Genomic DNA, 22,233 nt, shown 5'->3' on the forward strand with positions numbered 1-22,233 from the left:
ATGAACCAAACCGATGTCTTTCAATTGAAAACCGCAGCTCTTGAAAAAGTGAAGGAGCGGCAATATTGGACTTCTCTATTATCTCAAATCCCGTCGGACTGCCGGTTTCCTTATGATTCACAGCTTCTTGATCAAAACGATGAAGAAGCTTCATTCACTTTTTCATTCCCGGCTCAGCTGGAAAAGGCCATCTTAAAGGCATCCGGAGCTTCAGATTTGCGTATGTTTATCATTTTTATGACTGTGGCAGTCACATTGCTGCACAGGTACAGCGGAAGAACGGATATTCTGGCGTCGGCCCCTGTGTTGAGACAGCGGGAAACACAGCCGGTGATCAATGATCTTCTTCCGCTGCCGGTGAACATAAACCCTTCTATGAGTTTCAGAGACTGCCTTGAGCGCGTGAAACAGTCTTTTCAACAAGCGTATGCCCATCAAAATTATCCTGTGAAAATCCTGTTGGATGAGCTCTATCCTTTGCATATAAAAGGGGATCCCCGCTTCGGCATTTCCGTGGCAATGGCTGACCTTCAGCAGCCCGCCTCATTGAAAGAGATGGACACCGATTTGTTGATTTCCATTCAGCGTGACGAAGGGATACTGACTGGTAAGGTGAGCTGGAATTTAAGGCATTACACCTTTGAAACGGCTGAAAGGATAGCAGGCCATTTTTGCACGCTGGCAGAGCAGGCGATGTCAGCGCCAGAGACGCCAGTTACTGAGCTGCAATTTCTTTCTCAAGAAGAGAGAGAGAAAATCACCATGACATTTAACCAAACAAATCAGCCATATCCGAAAAACAAATCAATTGTCGATCTATTCAAAGAACAGGCCGATCGCAAGCCGGATCAGCCTGCGATTGTTTATGAAGATATCAGCTTCACATACAGTGAGGCTGATGAATTGTCAGACAGGATCGCTGCTTTTTTGATAAAAGAGGGTGTTCGTCATGAGGAGCCTGTTGGGCTGATGGTTCATCGTTCGGCAGAGATGGTTATCGGCATATTAGGCATATTAAAAGCCGGCTGTCCTTATTTGCCGATAGATGTAAAGATGCCGTCCGAACGTATGGATTATATGCTGAGAAACAGCGGTTCGCGGTTTGTGATCACGAACGAGGATCATGACATTTCTGCTGGGGATAAAAAAAGCTTATTGATAGAGGAAATGATGAAATTTGAAGGCACGGCGGAGCATGGGCGTCTGCCCTCTCCTGAAAATCTCGCTTATGTGCTGTATACATCCGGGACAACAGGCAAACCGAAAGGCGTGATGGTGGAGCATCGTCAAGTCATCAATTTAGTATATGGCATAGACAGCCTTCATTTTCAGCCGTTTTCACAAGTGCATCTCCGCATCGGCATGCTTGCATCTCATATTTTTGACGCATCTGTGCAAACGTTATTTCCTGCAGTGCTTCTCGGACACACCTTATATATTGCACCGGATCATGCAAGGATGGATGGAAAGCAGCTGTGGTCTTTTTATGAGGAGAACCGCATTCATATTTCAGATGCGACCCCCTCTCATTTGCGCCTAATGATCAAAGCCGCTGAGAAAGAGCCGCACCACGTTAACGAATTGAAGTTAATATTGGCAGGCGGCGAAGTTCTTCCGTCCCAATTGGTTGACCAGTTTTTACAAACGTTTCAAGCCGACAAGCCGGTGATGACAAATAATTACGGCCCGACGGAATGCGCTGTACAGTCAGCGGCTTTTATTATTCCTGAGCCTTGGAATGAAGCTGCCGTGCCGATCGGCAGGCCGATGCCAAATGAGCAGATTTTTATTCTGGATCATTGCGGCCAGCCTGTGCCCATTGGCTTGTACGGAGAATTATGCATTGCCGGCGACGGTGTGGCAAGAGGATATATCGGCCAGCCTGAGCTGACGGCTGAAAAGTTTACAGAACCGCAGCATATCCCCGCCAGCAAGCTTTATCATACCGGTGACTTGGCGAGATGGCGTTCTGACGGCTTAATCGAATTTTTTGGCAGATATGATGATCAAGTGAAAATAAGAGGATTCAGAGTAGAGCTGGATGAGATTAGAAAAGCCTTGCTTGATTACAGTGAGTCCGGACAAATCATTCATGACGTGGTGATTATTCCAGTTCAAAAGGAATCGGATGACCAGTTTCTTGTGGCGTACCTCATTTCCGATCAAAAGCTGAAAACTCGAAAAATGAGAGAATATTTAGCAGCAAAGCTACCGGCTTATATGATTCCAAGACGATTCATTCGCATAGATTCGTTTCCGATGAACCTGTCAGGAAAGCTTGATATCAAGGCTCTTCCAGATCCTTTGGAAGAGCCTGAATCTGACGAGCAGGTCATAAAACCGCACAATGAAACAGAGAAAAAGCTGGTTTCCATTTTTGCTGGCATTTTGAATATACCTGAATCTGAAATCAGCATGGAAGATAACTTTTTTGATATCGGCGGAAACTCATTTCACATCGTAGAACTATCGAACAAATTGAAAGAGCAGTTTGGACAAGAGCTGTCAGTTGTTCAGCTGTTTCAATATACATCCGTTTCAGCAATAGCTGCCCAGCTCAGCCGGCAAACGGAGTCTGAGGGTTCTCAGGCAAACGCTGAGAGAGCGGAAGAGGCAGCGGAAGATTTAGAAAATGTCTCACAACTGTTAGGCGGGATCTCTGATGAGTAAAACAACAGGCTTGGAAATCGCGGTTATCGGAATGGCTTGCCGTTTCCCAGGTGCCAAAAATATTGAAGAGTTTTGGGAGAATATCAAAACGGGCACGGAATCCATTACATTTTTCTCAAAAGAAGAGCTTATGGAAGCTGGTGTGCCTAAAGAGCAGCTCGATCATAAGAATTATGTCAGGGCCAAAGGAAAAGTAGACCGGCATGACCACTTTGACGCAGCGTTTTTCGGCTATTCACAGCGCGAAGCTGAGGTAATGGACCCGCAAGTGCGCATGTTTCATGAAGTCGCGTGGGAATCCCTTGAAAACGCCGGGTACAATCCCGAAAGCTATTCACAGCCTATCGGTTTATTCGGCGCTGCGTCTGCGAATTTGTACTGGCAGGCAAGTTCAATGCTGCTGAGAAGCAGCAGTTCTTCTGAGCAGTTTGCTGCTGTGCAGTTGACGGACAAGGACTTTATGAATACGCAAATTTCTTACAAATTAAATTTGAAAGGGCCGAGTATCGCAGTGGATACAGCTTGTTCTTCTTCTCTGACCGCTGTGCATCTCGCATCCAGAGCTTTGCTTACCGGCGACTGTAAAATGGCGCTGGCCGGAGGTGTAACGGTGACTTGTCCCCACAAAAAGGGTTATATGTATCAAGAAGGGATGATTATGTCGCCAGACGGCCGCTGCCGTGCATTTGATGCGGAAGCAAAAGGGACAGTCGGGGGCGAGGGCTGCGGTGTTGTAGTGCTCAAAACTTTAAAGCAGGCGCTGAAGGATCAAGACCATATTTACGCTGTCATTAAGGGATCAGCATATAACAATGACGGCAGCCGTAAAGTCGGTTACACCGCGCCAAGTATCGAAGGGCAGGCAGATGTCATTAGAAAAGCACTGAACATCAGCCGTGTAGAGCCCGAAAGTATTTCTTATGTCGAAGCGCATGGCACGGGGACTTCGCTAGGAGATCCAGTTGAAATAGAGGCGCTTAAACAAGCGTTTCAAACAGAAAAGAAGCAATACTGCGCGATCGGCTCTGTTAAAACAAATATCGGTCATTTGGATTCCGCCGCGGGAATTGCGGGGTTTATTAAGACGGCGCTGAGTCTCAAAGCGAGAATCCTGCCGCCAATCCTTCATTACAAAAAGCCCAATCCTAAAATTGATTTTGAAAACAGTCCTTTTTATGTCAGCACATCAGCAAAACAATGGACAGCATCTGACCGTGTGTTTCGGGCGGGGGTCAGTTCCTTTGGGATCGGCGGCACGAATGTTCATGTTGTCATGGAGGAGCCGCCGATGAAGGAAAGACGCCATAAAGAAGATCATGAAGACTGCCTTATGCTTATTTCTGCCCGGTCTGAAAAAGCTGCAACTAAGGCTGCGGATCAAGTCAAGCAATTTATAAAAGAGAATGAAGAGGTACCGCTCCAAGACATTTCATACACGCTGCAAGAGGGCCGCAGGCATTTTCAGTATCGTCAGGCATTTACGGCGGGTCCTTTAGGAATAACAAGCGATAAGGCAACTTCTTCAATAGCGCTGGAAAAGCCGGCGGTTATCTTTATGTTTTCCGGTCAAGGCTCTCAATACGTCAATATGGGGAAACAACTGTATGAAATGGAGCCCATATTCCAGGAGGAGCTGCACCGCTGTTTTGCCATTCTGCAAGCTGAGGAAGGACTTAATATTAGAAGCATCATGTTTCCGGCTAATGAAGCAGAAAGTAAAGAAGCCGAACGGCTTATCCATGAAACTTCATATACACAGCCTATTTTATTTTCTTTTGAATATGCGCTGGCGTCCTTCTTGATCAAAAAAGGTTTAAAACCGCAATACATGATAGGCCACAGCATAGGAGAAGTAACGGCAGCCTGTCTGTCAGGCATTTGTTCATTGGAAGACGCGCTTCATATGGTTGTGGTGAGAGGCCGATTGATGCAGGAAATGCCGGAGGGAGAAATGTTGAGCGTCGGACTGCCTAGCAGAGAGACAGAAATGGAATTGACAGAAGGGGTTGAGCTGTCGGCTTCAAACAGCTCTGATTTATCGGTTGTATCAGGCCTTATGGAGCCAATCAATGCTTTTGCCGCGCGCCTTCAGTCGAAAGGAGTGGCCATTCAGCACTTAAAAACGTCCCATGCGTTTCATTCAAGCATGATGAAGCCGGCAGCCTCTCGTTTTGCTGATATTTTGAAAAACATGGAATTCCAAGTGCCTGACCTTCCGTTTATTTCGAATGTGACAGGCGATTGGATACAAAGAGAGCAGGCGTCAGATCCGGAATATTGGGCTTCGCAAATCATAGAAAAGGTTGATTTTCATTCAGGGCTGAACACACTTTTACAAATGGGCAATGTTGTATTCGTTGAGATCGGGCCAGGGAACACTTTAACGCAGTTTGTGAGAAAGCATAAGGGTTTTATGACAGAGCGGCATGCCGCGGTAAATATCATCAGGCATCCAAAGGAAGTATCATCTGATCGTGTCTATCTGTTAAACAGCATCGGCAGGCTTTGGACGCATGGTGTAAACATGAACTGGGAGCAATTTCGCAAGGGAGACTCATACGAAAGGGTTCCGCTTCCGACTTATCCTTTTGAGCATCAAGTATTTCCCGATCCGCAAATATCTCAGGGCGGAATGGAAGAAAAGATCAAAAACGAATTGAAATTAAACATTGCTTCAAGTGAAAAACAGCTTCCTTTTGATAAGTGGTTTTCCGTTCCGTTCTGGGAACGAATGGAACCAGTCAATGAGACAATAACTCATCAAGGAAAGAGGATACTTGTTTTTGAAGAAAACGGTGATGTCAGCCAACATCTCATAAAACAGCAAGCGGAGGCAGTGTCTGTCCTGCCGGGTGATTGCTTTGCGGAAACAGTTAGAAACACGTTTACGGTAAACCGCGGGGATACGTCCCACTTTCGGAAGCTGCTGGATGAACTCAATTCAAGAGGGTTTGTCCCTGATGAAATCATCTGGATGTGGCTGCAAGACTGTGATTGCCGTGATGGAGACATTGCGGAGCACACAATAGCCGGTTATCTCCCTCTTCTTGATCTTGTCCGTTTACTTGGAACAGAGAGCAATAAAAGATTCAACATAACCGCAGTGACCAATCAAGCCCACGATGTGACGGGAACGGAGGAACTTCAGCCTCATCAGGCTGCGCTGACCGGAGTCTGTTTGACCATTCCGCAAGAGTATAAGCAGATCAGCTGTAAAGCGGTTGATCTTTGTCCGGACCACGGTCAATCAAGCTGGCCTGAAATGATTTCTTATGAACTTAAAAAAGAGGATGGTCAGCCTATTGTGGCTTATCGGGGAAACAGCAGATGGATTCGGCAGGCGAAGCAGCCGGCCAAGCAAGATGAGATGAATATGACCGGCAAACTCAGGCATAAAGGAGTTTATATCATTACAGGCGGCCTTGGCGGGATCGGGTTATCTCTTGCATCTCATTTAGCTGTAACGGTTCAAGCGAAGCTTGTGCTGCTAAGCCGGACAGGACTGACCGATCAACTGAGAGCAAATGACGATACTGCCAAAAAACTCAAAGCTGTGGAAGAACTCGAGAAGGCTGGAGCTGAGGTGCTGGTATTACAGGCGGATATTTCAGACGAGGCAGAGCTTCAAAAAGCCCTGCAAACAGCAGAATCTCGCTTCGGACAAGCTATTCATGGCGTTATTCATGCGGCAGGCATTCCTGATGGCAAAGTGATTCACGCAAGGACGCCAGACGATGAGAGGCATATGGCGAAAGCCAAAATAACAGGAACGGCTCTGTTAAGAAAAGTGCTTAGAAACAAACAGCCGGACTTCTTCTTCATTTGTTCCTCTCTTGTTTCATTTTTGGGAGCGGGGGGCCAAGTCGGCTACGCTGCATCAAACGCATTCTTGGACAGTTATGCTCACGCATGCCAAAAAGAAGGCGAAAACATGGTGACGGTTAACTGGGACCGTTGGGAACAAGTAGGGATGGCATATGAATCAGAAACGGCGACCATTCTTTCGAAGATAGCGAACAAAGAAGAGCAAAACCAAGGAATTCTGCCGAGTCAAGGCGCAAAAGCGTTTATGAGAGCTTTGCAGCTGCGCTACCCACAAGTCCTGATTTCACTGCAGGACGTAAACAAACGAATGAAAGACAGCTATGTGAACAAGGACAGACAAACCGCAGAGCATGTGCTGACAAAAGACCGGTTAGATACACTTGAAGATAGGTTAATGAATATCTTCAAAGATTATTTTCATTCTGAAACAGATGTAAATATGAATTTCTTTGAATTAGGAGCCTCTTCACTGGATCTGCTTCAGGTGAGCGGGAGAATCAAAAACGAACTTGGCGTGGATATCCCGGTTGTGATGATGTATGCCCACCCGACGGTTGCGGCGTTAACCCAAGCCGTCAAAGCGCAGCAAAGCGGTGATGACTTACACATAAAAGGAATAGAGCCAGATCGCCAAAAAGCCATAAATGAAGGGAAAAACCGGCGAAAACAGCGAATGAGACGAAAATAGATGGGAGGCTGATTTCCATGGCTGACGAGAAACAATGGACAGAAACAGGACTGGAAATAGCGGTAGTCGGTATGGCGGGCAAGTTTCCAGGTGCGGCAAATATTGATGAGTATTGGAGCAACATTTCAAAAGGAATAGAATCGGTCACTCAATTTACCGATGAAGAATTAATCAAAGCCGGAGTGGATGAGGCGCTGCTTCGCCAAGATGCGTATGTAAAAGCAAAACCGATCATTGATGAAGTTTCTGACTTTGATGCGGAGTTTTTCGGCTATTCACCGAGAGAAGCTGCCTTGATGGATCCGCAAATCAGACTCATGCATGAATGTACCTGGGAAGCGCTGGAGCATGCGGGCTGTGACGCTGAACGATTTAACGGGCTGATCGGGCTGTATGCTGGTGCTTCCAGCAATTTGTCCTGGATGGGCCGTCATATGTCTTCTCTTCATAAGAATGAAGACGCTTTTCAAATCATGCATTTAAATGATTCGTCGTTCGCATCACGAATCGCTTATAAACTTAATTTAAAAGGGCCGAGTGTATCAGTTCAAACCGCTTGCTCGACTTCTCTTGTCGCGATACATATGGCGTGCCAGGGCTTGATTGGGGGAGAATGTGACCTTGCATTAGCCGGAGGTGTTACCCTGAGCCTGCCGCATATATCCGGGTACCTTTATCAGGAGGGAATGATCTATTCTTCAGATGGTCATTGCCGTCCGTTTGATGAACAGGCGAACGGAACCATTTTTGGTGAAGGAGCCGGAGTGGTGGCGTTAAAGCGATTGAAAGATGCACAAGCTGACGGCGATGCGATTTATGCCGTCATCAAAGGCTCTGCCATTAATAATGATGGAAACAATAAGGCCGGGTATACGGCTCCAAGTGCTGAAGGCCAGGCGAATGTCATTGCCACAGCTATGGAGATGGCGGAAACGGAACCGGAAACCATCGGTTATGTTGAGGCTCACGGGACAGGAACGCCTGTCGGAGATCCGATTGAAATTGAGGCGCTGACCCGTGCTTTCAATACAGATAAAAAAGCATACTGCCGAATTGGTTCTGTCAAAGCCAATATCGGACATCTGGACGCCGCTTCTGGGGTAGCTGGATTTATCAAAACCGTTATGATGCTCCATCATAAAAAACTGCCGCCCGCTTTTCACTATCAAAATTCGAACCCGCGCATCAAATTTGAGAACACGCCGTTTTTTGTCAATACAGAGCTGACTGAGTGGGCATCCCTGCAAGGGCCGAGAAGAGCCGGCGTGAGCGCTTTTGGAATCGGCGGGGCTAATGCGCACGTTGTTCTTGAAGAGCCCCCATCTCTAACTGATGAAATGCCAGCCGGCGGTCCTGAGTTAGTTGTTCTTTCTGCGAGAACAAGACAGGAGCTGGCCCGCTCAATGGATCAAATGGCTGATTTTCTTCGCCGGAACCCGGAATCGTCGCTGCCAGCCATAGCTCGCACGTTACAGCTTGGCAGAAAGCAATTTCAGTACAGAGTCGCTTTTGTTGCCTCAGATCAAAAGGATCTGCTTGATCAGCTTTCTGATCATCGGCATGAGAAACAAATCAGCGAATCGGCGGCTGTATCAAGCAGCACCATGTTTGTATTTGCGGGAGACGTTCAAGAGGGCTTTGACCGATATGCGGAACTATACCGTACAGAGAACCTGTTCAAAAAAGAAGTTGATGTTTGCCTTGAAAAGGTGCATAACGCTTTTCAGCAGGATGTTCTCGGTTTCTTTAAAGTGTGCATTTCTGCTCCAAACACATACCGGGAAGAGAAAGATCTGGGATTGGTCCATACGTTGTCGTTCATCATGGAATACGCCGCAGTCCGTTATTTACAACACATCGGCATTACACCGGACCGCTTTATCGGGCGGGGATTCGGGGAGTTTACGGCGGCCTGTGCGGCAGGAATGTTCTCCTTTGAAGAAGGGGCTGTTGCTGCATATAAACGCGGAGAGTTCATCAGTCTGTCGCCGGCAGGAAAAATGCTCGGTGTCAGCCTGTCAGAACCGAATATCGTTCAATACTTAGAAAAATCATTATCTTTGGCGCTGATTGATGAGAGGTATTGTGCCGTCTCCGGTTTGCCAGAGGATGTGTATCAGCTGAAGGAGCGGCTTGAACAAGAAGGGATAGCTGCTGAATTATTTGATGGGGAGATCGCATATCAATCGGATCTGCTGGTTGACGCGGCCGAAGAATTCATGCACTTCCTTGGCAAGCTGGACATGAAATCACCAGACATTCCAGTCGTTTCGTCTGTCACTGGAAAAGTTATAGCAGATTCCGAAGCAGCGGATCCCAGCTATTGGGCCGGCCAAATCTGCAAGCCGATACGATTTTTTGAACATATCTCGTCTTGTTTGCGGGAGGAACCTGCTGTTTGCATAGATCTGCGTTTGACTCAGGGTGCATCAGTATTTACAGAGCGCCGTTCAGTTGGCGTGACAGATAAACTCGGCACACAAGGACACACAGACGTTTTAAAGTTACATATATACGGAGCGTTGTGGAGTCTCGGGGCTGAGATTGATTTCAGCGTCCTGCACGAACCTCAGGATAATAAAAGGTTAGCCCTGCCGACTTATCCTTTTACAAAGCAGCATTTCCCGCTGTCTGACAATTCAGCGCAGGATAGGGAGGAAGAAGCGCCTCGGCAACTGGCGGATACACATCCCGAATTGCCGGCACTGACGTTATCAGCTGTTGAAAAGACAATCGGAGAAATTGTCCTAAAGCATTTTGGATTCCATGAACTGGACGATGAGGTGCCGTTTTTTGAACTGGGGGCTACATCGCTTGATATCTCTCAATTAGCGGCAAAATTCACAGATCATTTGAAATGGAAAGTGGAACCAGTTGTGCTTTATCAATTTGCCACAGTTCGCAGCCTGGCGAAGCATCTTCATCAACAGGTTCAAACGGTGGCCGGCCAGCCGGAAATGATGCAGCCTCAAAAGGTGCCTCAAACCCATTCGAATGGCCGGGGATCGGATATCGCGATTATCGGTATGGCAGGGCGTTTTCCGGGAGCTGGCAATTTGGATGAGTTTTGGAATAATCTCGTAAACGGCAAAGAATCTATCAGCTTCTTTACGGATGAAGAATTAAAAGCGTCAGGTATGGATGATCAGCTCTTGAAGCACCCCAATTATGTAAAAGCGAAGGGTATCCTCGAAGATCCTGATAGGTTTGATGCTGATTTTTTTCAATATTCCTCAAGAGAAGCAGAATTGATGGATCCGCAATTCAGGCTTTTACATGAATGTGCATGGGAGGCTTTAGAAGATGCGGGCTGTGACCCTGAGCGGACAACAGGGAAAATTGGCGTCTACACTGGGACAAGTCCGAACCTCGAATGGATCACACGTTTTGCAGGAAAACTAGATGGGACTGAACAGTTCAGCTCCATGCTGTTAAATGACAGAGAATTTTTCAGCACCCAGCTTGCTTATAAATTAAACCTGCATGGGCCGAGCATCACAATGCAAACAGCCTGCTCCACTTCTCTAGTGAATATTGGAGCGGCATGCCAAGCGCTGCAAAACGGAGCATGTGACGCGGCGCTTGCAGGAGGCGTAACCGTCAGCACGCCTTTGCGGTCAGGTTATGTTTATCAGGATGGCATGATTCAATCACCGGATGGGCATTGCCGGCCTTTTGATGAGGAAGCGGGCGGTACAGTTTTTGGCGATGGCGCGGGAATTGTCGTTTTAAAAAGATATGAGGACGCCGTTAAAGAAGGGCATACCATTTATACGGTCATAAAAGGGGTCGGAATGAATAATGACGGAAGCCGAAAAGTCGGTTTTACCGCCCCGAGCGTAGAAGGCCAGACCGAAGTGTTAAAGAATGCATACGAGAATGCAGGTATTGATCCGAACACAGTAGGGTATATCGAAGCTCACGGAACCGGTACAAAAATGGGTGATCCAATTGAAATAGAAGCGCTGAGCCAAGTTTTTAAAAGTGACAAGCCAATGTCAATTCCAATCGGGTCAGTGAAAAGCAATGTCGGACATTTGAACAGCGCTTCCGGCATTGCCGGCCTCTTTAAGGCCGTTTTATCGATAAAACATAAAACAATTTTGCCAAGCTTGAACTACACAACACCTAATCCGCATATTCATTTTGACCGGACGCCTTTTTATGTCAATACCGAGGCGGCATACTGGAAGGAATCCGATTATCCTAGGCGGGCGGGTGTCAGCTCCTTCGGAATTGGCGGTACAAATGCGCACATAGTACTGGAAGAAGAGCCGGAGTCAGGCAGAGAAGCTTCCGAAAGCCAGCGGCATTTGCTTGTTCTGTCCGCAAAAACAGATACAGCCTTAGAGCGAATGACAAATCGATTGAAGGAATTTCTTCGAACGCATCCAAACATTCCATTAGAAGATGTGGCATACACCTTGCAAGTCGGCAGAAAACAATTTTCATACCGAAAATCTGTCGTGCTGTCAAAATCAACGGAATGGGAAAGCGGTTCGGAGCTCACCGGTTATCAAAGACATAGCGGGCGCCCGACTGCCTTTATGTTCTCCGGCCAAGGTTCTCAGTATATTGATATGATGAAAAATTTATATGAAGCTGAACCAGTATTTCAGAAAGAAGCAGACCGCTGTTTTGCCTTGGCTGAAAAAACACATCAGGTCGATTTGAAGGCAATCGTCTTCCCGGATTCAACTGATGGGGCGAAGCTGACGGAGACCGCTGTAGTGCAGCCGCTGCTGTTCATATTTGAATACGCGCTCGCAAAGCTGCTGCAAAGTGCAGGCATCTCGCCGGATTATATGATTGGACACAGCATTGGTGAATACACTGCTGCATGCTTGTCAGGCGTGTTTTCATTAGACACGGCTTTAACGCTCGTAATGGAGCGGGGAAGGCTGATGCAGCAGCTGGAATCTGGAGCAATGATGAGTGTTCAGCTATCAGAGGACGAGTTGCAGCCGCTGCTAACGAACGGTCTGTCACTTGCGGCTGTCAATGCTCATGACTTATGCGTAGTCTCAGGAAAAAGTGAGGAGATTGAGGCGTTAGCCGTTTTCCTTGAAGAGAAGGGCATTGCCGGACGGCAGCTGCATACTTCTCACGCTTTTCATTCTTATATGATGGAGCCGATTCTTGCGGAATTTGAAGCGCTTGTGAAGCAGATGGATATGCATATTCCTCGCATCCCTTTTGTCTCCAATGTCACAGGGACATGGATACTGCCGGAACAAGCACAAGATCCGGCTTATTGGTCTCAGCACTTAAGAGGCACAGTGCGTTTTCATAAAGGATTAGAGCAAATTCTAAATGATGAAAACGTGCTGTTGATCGAAGTCGGGCCCGGCAGCACACTCAGTACATTTGCCAAAAGGCACAAGAAGCGATCAAACCGGCATGACATTGTTCATACAGTCCGGCATGCTCAAGAACCGGCTGATGACCATGCTTATTTCTTGAAGAAACTAGGCCAGATTTGGGTATGCGGATATGAGATTGACTGGAATCAGTACAGCGTTGATAAGCCTAAGCGCCTCGTACCGCTGCCGCCTTATCCTTTTGAGAGAAAACGCTATTGGATAGAAGCGGCTGACAATGCGGCTACTGCTATCGCCTCCGCTGATGAGCCAAATAAAAAGAAGCAGATGGATCAATGGTTCTACCTTCCATCATGGGAAAGAAAGATCAAGTCCGCGAATGTCCGAAAAGAAGAACAGCCGGCTGAAAGCGGAAAAACGCTTGTGTTTCATGAAGGAACAGCCTTTGGAGACCGGCTTGTGCAATCGATACGCCGTCATGGACGTGAAGCGGCAGTTGTCACGAGGGGCCGGCAATTTGAAAAAGTGAGCAGCGGATTGTATGTCATCAATCCGGCTGACAGCACGCATTATGAGCGTTTGTTTTCTTCACTTGCTTCAGACGGACTTCTTCCAAACCGAATCATGCATCTCTGGAGCGTTTCTGAACAAAGTGAATCTCAGCAATCATTCAGTGCTTACAGTGAAAACGGCTATTACAGTTTGATTTTTACTGCACAGGCGGCAAATAATCAAAAACAAATGAACGAATGTAACATGTTTGTGCTAACAAGCGGGATTCATGAGGTGACTGGAGAAGAACAAATCAATGCTGAAAAATCGACGATTTTGGGGCCGTTGAAAGTCATCCCGCAGGAATATAACCATTTGAAATGCTGGAACATCGACATTCCTCCTTTACCGAATACATTGACATGGAAAGAAGAGGAGTTGATTGACCAAATCCTGACGGAAACTGATACTGCAGGTGAAGATCAAATTATCGCATACCGAAACCGCCGCCGATGGGTGCAGATGTATCAGCCTGTTCAGTTAAATAAAGCGACCGGCTTGCCGAATATGATCCGCCCGAAAGGTGTTTATCTTATTACGGGAGGGCTTGGCGGAATCGGATTTGTGTTATCAAAGCTGCTTGCGCAAGAAGGAAACGTCCGTCTAATTCTGACAGGAAGAAGTGAACTTCCGCAGCGCAGCCAGTGGGAAAGCTGGTGCGAAAAACATGAGGAAGATGATCCGATTACCGCGAAAATCCTGAAAATAAAAGAATTGGAACGGTTAGGTGCAAAGGTGACAGCTCTTCAGGCAGATGCGGGAAGTCTGTCGGATATGCAGGCTGTTATGAGAAAGGTTCATACTGAGTTTGGCCAGCTGAACGGCGTCTTTCACGCTGCCGGGCTTCCGGGAAGTTCGTCTTTCAGGGCGATAACAGATATACCTGCAACGATTGAAGGCGGAGAAGACCAGTTCCAGTCTAAAGTTAGAGGATTGAAAGTGCTTGAATCTCTATTAGAAAACGAAAATATAGATTTTTGTTTCTTATTTTCATCGATTAGTGCTTTGCTTGGAGGTCTCGGTTTCTCAGCTTACTCTGCAGCGAATATTTATATGGATGCTTTTGCGGCGAGGGTGAATCAGCGCAGCAAGACTCCTTGGGTTTGCGTGAACTGGGATGCATGGAACTTCTGGGGCCAGCTTGAATCTACTATCGGAGAATCTATTGCTGAACTTGCCATTTTGCCTGAAGAAGGAGCAGCTCTTTTTCAATATGTGCTGTCAGATATCAACAATCGCCATTTATTAGTTTCAACAGGTGATTTGGGATACAGAATGAAGCAATGGATATCTATGAATGCCGATAGCATAGCGAAAGAGGAGAAAAAGACGGGCGCCTTACACACCCGACCTGAATTGAATAATCCATATGTCGCTCCGCGCAGTAAAACAGAACAAGTTATTTGCGGCATCTGGCAGGATTTTATGGGTTTGGAGCAAGTCGGCATACATGATAACTTTTTTGATCTTGGGGCCAGCTCTTTAGATATCGTACAAGTGACAAACCGCTTAAATAAGGAATTGGGAACGAATGAGGCAGTGGTGACTTTATTCACATACCCGTCAGTGGCTGCTTTAGCGCAATTTATCAGTCCTGATCAAGAAGAAAGTGAAGAGGAGACAGAGGAAATGGCGGCTGTATCCAGCGTGCGGAGAAAAACGCGGTTACGCAATCAGCGAGATAAAAGATTGAGAGGCGGCGAATAGAATGAGTAATTCTAACAATTCGAATCACGGAGCTGAAATTGCTGTTATCGGAATGGCAGGCCGATTTCCGGGTGCGAAAAACATGCAGGAGTTTTGGAGCAATTTGATAAATGCGAAAGAGACGATTTCTTTTTTCACTGATGAGGAACTGAGAGAAGAAGGCGTGGATGAAGTTCTGCTGAATAATCCGCGATTTGTAAAAGCAAAAGGAATTGTGGAGGACGTAGACCTGTTTGACGCCGGCTTCTTTGACTATACGCCAAAGGAAGCTGCTATGATGGATCCGCAGTTCCGTATCTTTCATGAATGTGTGTGGACCGCGTTGGAAGACGCTGGATATGATCCCTTCACTTACAAAGGGCAGATCGGCCTTTATACAGGAGCCGGCCTCAATGCAGAATGGGTGCTGAGGGCTCTTCAGGGGGCAAAACATGGAGAAGACTCAAAGACACTGGAAACAGCTGTTTTGAATATGAGAGATTATATGGCAACACTTATCTCTTATAAGCTTAACCTGAAAGGGCCGAGCATGATGGTGCAGACTGCTTGCTCAACCTCGATGGTCTCTATTCACCTTGCTGCCCAGGCTTTGTTAAATGGAGACTGCCATATGGCGGTGGCAGGCGGAGTCTCTATCCGCCTGCCGCAAAAATCCGGGTATCTCTACCAAGAAGGTATGATCCATTCTCCAGATGGGCATTGCCGCGTCTTTGATGATGAGGCGGCGGGCACAGTATTTGGAGACGGGGCAGGAGCGGTCATTTTAAAAACGCTAGAAGATGCCGAAGCAGACGGAGATCATATTTATGCTGTTATAAAAGGTACTGCAATCAATAATGACGGCAGCAGAAAGGTTGGATATACAGCGCCGAGCACCAAAGGCCAGGTAACAGCTATCAAAACAGCCCTGCACATGGCAGAGGTGGAGCCTGAAACCATTACGTATGTCGAGGCTCACGGCACAGGGACGACACTCGGTGACCCGATAGAAATAGAAGCGTTAAAACAAGCTTATCAAACAGACCGTCGCGGCTACTGCAGAATTGGTTCTGTCAAATCCAACATCGGTCATTTAAATGATGCGTCAGGTGTGGCTGGATTTATGAAAGCAGTTCTAAGCTTAAAGCATAAAATGATTCCGCCGACTCTGAGTTTCGAAAAGCCAAACTCCAAAATCGATTTTGAGCAATCGCCATTTGTCGTCAACACGGAACTTACCCCTTGGGAAGAAAACGAATTCCCGCGCAGAGCGGGCGTTAGTTCATTTGGCATAGGAGGAACAAATGGCCATGTCATATTAGAGGAAGCACCGGCGCATCACAAGGCAGCGAAAAGACACGACGCGGAACTCTTATTGCTGTCAGCCAAAACACCGGCCGCTTTAAACAACATGACAGACCGGCTATCAAACTATTTCATGAAAAATCAGCAAGCCAATTTGGCAGCCGCCGCATATACCCTCAAAGTAGGGCGTCATTCGTTCCCTTATAAAAAAGCGATTGTGGCAGCGGATGTGCCTGAGCTTCTTCAGGCTATTCATGAAAATGACTATGAGTCTGTTAAAACCGGAAGCTCTCAATCAGCAAGCCGGCCCGTTGTCTTTCTTTTTCCGGGACAGGGGGCGCAGTATGTTGATATGGCTAAAGGGCTTTACAATACTGTACCGATTTTTAAGGAGGAGCTCGACGCCTGTTTTGACATATTAAAAAATCATATGGATACAGATCCGCGCTCGGTGCTTTTCTCTGACAATAAGCAGCATGAGGCGAAACTGATTAATCAAACTGAATATACGCAGCCTCTTCTGTTCTGTATCGAATATTCACTTGCAAAAATGCTGATCCACTGGGGAATTAAGCCGAAAGCAATGGCGGGACACAGCATCGGTGAATATACGGCTGCAGCCCTATCGGGTGTGCTCTCATTGGAAGATGCGCTTGACATCGTCAGCTTTCGAGGGACAGCGCTCCAAAATCTGCCGTCCGGATCTATGCTTAGCGTATCCTTAAGCGAAGCAGACATCAAACCGTATACAGACGAAACCGTTTCAATCGCTGCGGTGAATGCGCCAAATTCATGTGTTGTCTCAGGGGAACTAGACGAGATTGAGGCATTGGAAAGGAAGTTGAGCGCCGAGGGGCATAGCTGCAGAAAACTCCATACATCTCATGCCTTCCATTCACATATGATGGAACCGGTTTTAGAGAGCATGAAACATAAACTCTCTGCCTATCAATTTGAAAATCAAAAGATTCCGTTTGTTTCAAATGTAACAGGGAATTGGATCACAGACGAAGAAGCCGGAGATCCGGCATATTGGGCTCACCATTTACGTGGGACCGTCAGATTTATGGACTGCGCAAAACGTTTAAAAGAAGAATTAAATCCGATTTTTATAGAGGTTGGCCCTGGAAACGCTTTGCGATCGTTTGTCAGCAAGCTGTATCAGGCGGAGGATCAGCCGCAAATCGCCATTCAGCTGTTAAGGCACCCGAAGGAGTCAGCCTCCGATTATCGGTATTTGCTGAGCAGGCTGGGAGATATGTGGCTGCACGGGGTGCCGGTCGATTGGACAGCTTTTTATGATCAGGAGCAATGCCAGCTTATTCCGCTTCCAACGTATCCTTTCGAAAGAGAAAGATATTGGATTGGCCGGACAAAAGAACAGTCGGGAACACCGGTGGCAGAAAATGTCGAGCTTTTGGTGCCTGAGCAAGTAAATGACGAGAAGACAGCGGATACAGAATCAGATGTTCCATTGAATGAGACAGAAGCGGCTTTGGCGGTCATGTGGAAGGACATTCTCGGAGTCAAACATGTCACATTCGATACACATTTCTTTGAAACAGGAGGGCATTCATTAAACGCCACTGGTCTGATTTCCCGCATTCACAAGGAATTTGGAGCGGAGCTTACATTAAGCGACGTATTTCAGCATCCGACAATCCGTGCGCTTGCCGCACTTATTGAGCGTTCTGACCGAAATCAATATACATCCATTCAGCCTTCAGAAATAAAAGACGTGTACAGGCTTTCAGCGGCACAGCGGAGAACGTATTTGATTCATCAGAGAATCGGGCAAGTCACCACATATAACATGCCGATGGCCCTTTTATGCTTCGGGAAAATTGATGCCGCCCGCTTCGAGGACACATTCAAAAAGCTGATCGAAAGGCATGAAACACTGCGTACAACCTTTGAAATTAAGGATGGAGAACCTGTTCAGAGAATCCATCATAACTTTGATTTTTCGATTGAACAAACCGAAGCGAGAATGGATGAGCTCGATGACGAAATCAGTTCATTTATACGGCCGTTTGACCTTAAGGTCTCTCCATTAATTCGGGTGAAATTCGTCAAAATTGAAGAAGAAAAACATGCGTTGCTTGTTGATATGCACAATATTGTGGCGGACGGCGCCTCAATGAATATTTTTATAAAAGAATTTACTCAATTATATAGAGGGGAACAGCTCTCAGAAAAAATCATTCAGTATAAAGATTATGCGGAGTGGCAGCAGACATTTTTTAATAGTGAAATGTTTAAACGCCAGAAAGAGTATTGGCTGAAACAGCTTGAGGGTGAAGTGCCTGTGCTGAATATGCCTCTTGATTATGAACGAAAAGAACAAAGCTTTTTAGGCAGGGCAATCAAGTTTACAATCCCGCCGCGCGTTTTAGAAAAGCTTGAAAAAATCGGAGAGGCGCAGCAGCTGACCAACAATGTCATGCTGTTTCAGCTCTATGCCATGCTTTTGTCCAGCTATACAAAACAGCAGGAGTTGATGATCGGGTCATTGGTGGCAGGCCGGCGTCATGCGGATATTGAGAATACGATCGGAATGTTTACAAACTTTTTGCCGATCAAAATTCATTTAAATCCTGAAGAATCGTTTGCCGGCAACCTTCAACACACTAAACAAACTCTGCTTGAAGCTTATGACCATCAGGATTATCCGTACGATCAAATGGCAGAAACACTGAAGCCGGTGATCAAGCCGAACCGCAACCCTTTCTTTGACACCATGCTGATCTATCATAATGAGTATGACCCGAATATAAAAATGGAGGCCGGCGGATTAACATTTGAAACATATGAATTCGCAAAAGGCATTTCAAAGCTTGATATGAAAATGGACGTCGTCAAGGAAGTGACGGGAGAGCTTAAATGTGTGCTTCAATACAACCGGTCGCTTTTCACTCATGAATCCATGCAGGCATTTGTTTCTCATTTTATCTCTCTTGCTGAAAAAGCTGCAGAAGAGCCTGAAAAACGCATAAAGGACATTCCGGTGCTGAGCCAAAATGAGCAGGAAGAGGCCGAGCGAAAAAGGGAGAGAGAGTCAAATCGAGTCATCGCGTGCCCATTAACCATTTGTTCCAATTTTACGGCTGATCCGATTGTGCCTTACCTCAAATGGTGGGGCGAACAGTTTGATATCAAGCTTGATATAAAGCTGTCTCCTTACGGGCAAGTGTTTCAAGAATTGCTTAATGAAGAAAGTTTGCTGTCACGGCAAAAAAATGGTGCCAGCCTGCTGTTGATTCGCCTTGAGGATTTGGCGGGGGATTCAGGCCTTTCTTTGGAAGAAAGAATGGCCCACGTTCAATATAATTCAGATGAACTGCTCGCCATCATGAAACAAAAGAAAAAAGAAGTGCCTTATTTCATTGGATTGCTGCCGCTGGAAAATGTGAAAGAGCAGGAGCTTCGGGATATCCTTGTACAGTCTCAGCAGAATTGGATCGCGCAGCTTGCTGGAGAAACGGATATACATTTGATTGATCTCCGCCAGCTGCATCAAACATACCAGCTTGATGCCATATTTGACCCGCAAAGTGAAAGAGCGGCAAGAATACCGTTTACTGAAGAATTTTATGCGGCGATGGGAACACGGGTGGCCCGTGAGTTTGCGGCATGGCTCAAACCGCCATTTAAAGCGGCCGCCATTGATTGTGACTGCACTTTGTGGAGCGGAATCGTGTCTGAAACTGGGGCGGAAGGGATCATGATTACGCCTGCCCACCGAGCGCTGCAGCAATTTTTAAAGAAGAAACAAGAAGAGGGTCTGCTCCTTGTGCTTTCAAGCAGAAATAATGAAGAAGACGTCTGGAATGTGTTTGAACGTCATCCAGATATGATTTTGAAGAAAGAGGACTTTGTCCTGTCACGCATTAATTGGAAAGAGAAAGCCAGAAACATGAAAGAAATGGCCGATGAGCTGAACATTTCAGTGGATCGGTTCATATTCTTAGATGATGATCCGGCTCAATGCCTGGAAATGAACGAACGCCTGCCAGAGGTTCTGACCTTGCTTCTGCCGTCTGATACAGATTCTATTCCGATGTTCTTAGAACATGTCTGGGCATTTGACAGATTCAGAGTGACAGAAGCTGATCAAAAGCGCACGGAACGATATTTGGCCGCGCAAGAAAGAAAAATAGATTTGAATACGTCCCGTTCGCTTGAAGAATTTCTTTCCGGCTTACACCTGCGTATCGCCTTGACTGAGATGACAGAAGAGCACTTGCCGCGAGTTGCTCAAATGAGTGCGAGAATTAATCAGTTCAATATGAATCCGTCAGTCTATCGTGAGGAGCAGCTTGCCCAGCGGCTCAGTACGGACGGCCATATCGGCTGGATCGTTGAAGCAGCGGACAGATTCAGTGATGAAGGCATCGTCGGTGCAATTATGGGAATTCGAACAGAAGATTCATTAAAGTTAGATACTTTTCTTCTCAGCTGTCGCGCACTAGGCAAAGGAATTGAACATAAATTGCTGTCGGGTCTTGCTTCATATGCAAGGGATAAACAGCTTGCGACGTTGTCCTTGGAGTTTAAGGATTCAGGCAGAAACCGCGCCTTTTCTGAGTTCTTGGCTGCACATCGTTTTGAGGAAGAAGCGGGTCCGTTAAAAACAGTTTGTCAAATCTCTGTGCATGATGTTGAGGATCGAAGCGGGCATATTGAATGGGTATCCTCTCTGCAACCTGGGCCGGACAAAACGGAGAGAGCGGCTGCCAGTGATGCACTGCCGGAAGCTTTGATTGAAAACACAAACGCACATTGGGAGGTGCTGCATGCTGAACACTCCCTGCATTCTCCATATTTAATGGCCTTAGATACAAACCGGCCAGAGCATTTGCGATCTATATTAATGAAAGAACATATAGAAGCCGGAGCAGAAGAAAGCGTGCCGAAAACAGAACAGCAAAAAATTCTCTTGGCTATTTGGAAGGAAATCCTCCACTTAGATTATGTAGGAATTGACAACGATTTCTTTGATTTGGGAGGAAATTCGTTGCTCGCTGTCAAAATGGAAGTAGAGATGGAAAAGAAAGGCTGGTATGTTGATGAGTTGAATCATGCGAAAAAACACACGATAAGGGAATTATCTAAATATATGAAGAGGGAGAATCAGCATGCATAAAGATATTAAAGCAATTTTTGATGAAGATAAGGTTTTGGCAGAAGCTGCCGTTATATATGGATTTACTAGAGATCAAGTACAGTTTTTAGCGGATGCGGAAAACTATGTGTATGAGTTTGCCAAAGACAATGAATCTTATATTTTAAAGATTACACACACGATTCGCCGGTCGCCGGATTATATAATGGGAGAGATGGAATGGCTCCACCATCTTGCTGAAGGCGGGCTTTCAGTCGCCAAACCAATTCCGTCGTTAACCGGTAAAGATGTTGAGGAAGTGCCGGACGGAAACGGCGGAGCATTTTTATTGAGAGTCTATGAAAAGGCGCCGGGTCATAAAGTAGACGAATCTGAGTGGAACGAAACCCTATTTTTCGAGCTTGGCAGATATACAGGGAAGATGCACAGCCTGACAAAAAGCTATAAACTGAGCAATCCTAGATTTAAAAGACAGGAGTGGGATGAAGAAGAGCAATTAAAGCTCAGAAAATATGTCCCCGAAGATCAGACAAAGGTTTTTCAAGAGGCGGACGATTTAATGAATGAGTTGCGTCAACTGCCAAAAAACCGTGACAGCTACGGCCTTGTTCACGCAGATCTTCACCATGGTAATTTTAACTGGGATCATGGTAAGATCACTACATTTGATTTTGATGATATTGGGTACAACTGGTTTGTGAATGATATCAGCATTCTCCTTTACAATGTCCTATGGTATCCGGTCGTCCCATATGAAAATAAAGCAGCCTTTACAGAAGAATTTATGACGCATTTTATAAAGGGATACAGGGAGGAAAATGAAATTGCCGCCGAGTGGCTCAAGAAAATCCCGGATTTTCTCCGTCTGCGCCATATGCTGATTTATGGATTGCTGCATCAAATGTTTGACCTTGATTCAATAGGAGAAGAAGAAAAAGAAATGCTTAAGGGATTCAGAAACGATATCGAAAATCAAACGCCGATAACCGAATTTGACTTTTCGAAGTTAGCGTAAGAAATTTGCGCCGATCCCTTCTAAAGACGGTGCCCCTTATTAAAAA

General features: G+C 46.3%; 5 protein-coding genes. All 5 read left to right on the forward strand.

Annotated features, from left to right (window positions below):
* Genes ACY3LV_RS14015 through ACY3LV_RS14035 form a run of 5 tightly spaced genes read left to right on the forward strand, consistent with a single transcriptional unit; the run spans position 1 to position 22,187 of the window.
* Positions 1-2,670, forward strand: coding sequence for a non-ribosomal peptide synthetase (locus tag ACY3LV_RS14015; RefSeq protein ID WP_464863991.1), 2,670 nt, complete (start codon positions 1-3; stop codon positions 2,668-2,670).
* Positions 2,663-7,183 carry a type I polyketide synthase gene (locus ACY3LV_RS14020; protein WP_464863992.1) on the forward strand — a complete coding sequence of 1,507 codons (4,521 nt, stop codon included), beginning with the start codon at positions 2,663-2,665 and terminating at the stop codon, positions 7,181-7,183. Before ACY3LV_RS14015 ends, ACY3LV_RS14020 begins: the two co-directional genes overlap by 8 nt.
* Positions 7,184-7,200: 17 nt before the next feature.
* Positions 7,201-14,763 carry a type I polyketide synthase gene (locus tag ACY3LV_RS14025; RefSeq protein WP_464863993.1) on the forward strand — a complete coding sequence of 2,521 codons (7,563 nt, stop codon included), beginning with the start codon at positions 7,201-7,203 and terminating at the stop codon, positions 14,761-14,763.
* A gap of 1 nt (position 14,764) precedes the next feature.
* Complete coding sequence (locus tag ACY3LV_RS14030; protein ID WP_464863994.1) at positions 14,765-21,193, forward strand: HAD-IIIC family phosphatase; 6,429 nt, start codon at positions 14,765-14,767, stop codon at positions 21,191-21,193.
* Positions 21,186-22,187: a phosphotransferase enzyme family protein gene (locus ACY3LV_RS14035; protein WP_333518771.1), complete on the forward strand. Its 1,002-nt coding sequence runs from the start codon at positions 21,186-21,188 to the stop codon at positions 22,185-22,187. The genes ACY3LV_RS14030 and ACY3LV_RS14035 overlap by 8 nt, the downstream gene beginning before the upstream one ends.
* The last annotated feature ends 46 nt before the right edge of the window (positions 22,188-22,233 follow it).

The organism is Bacillus sp. 11C (assembly GCF_055486375.1).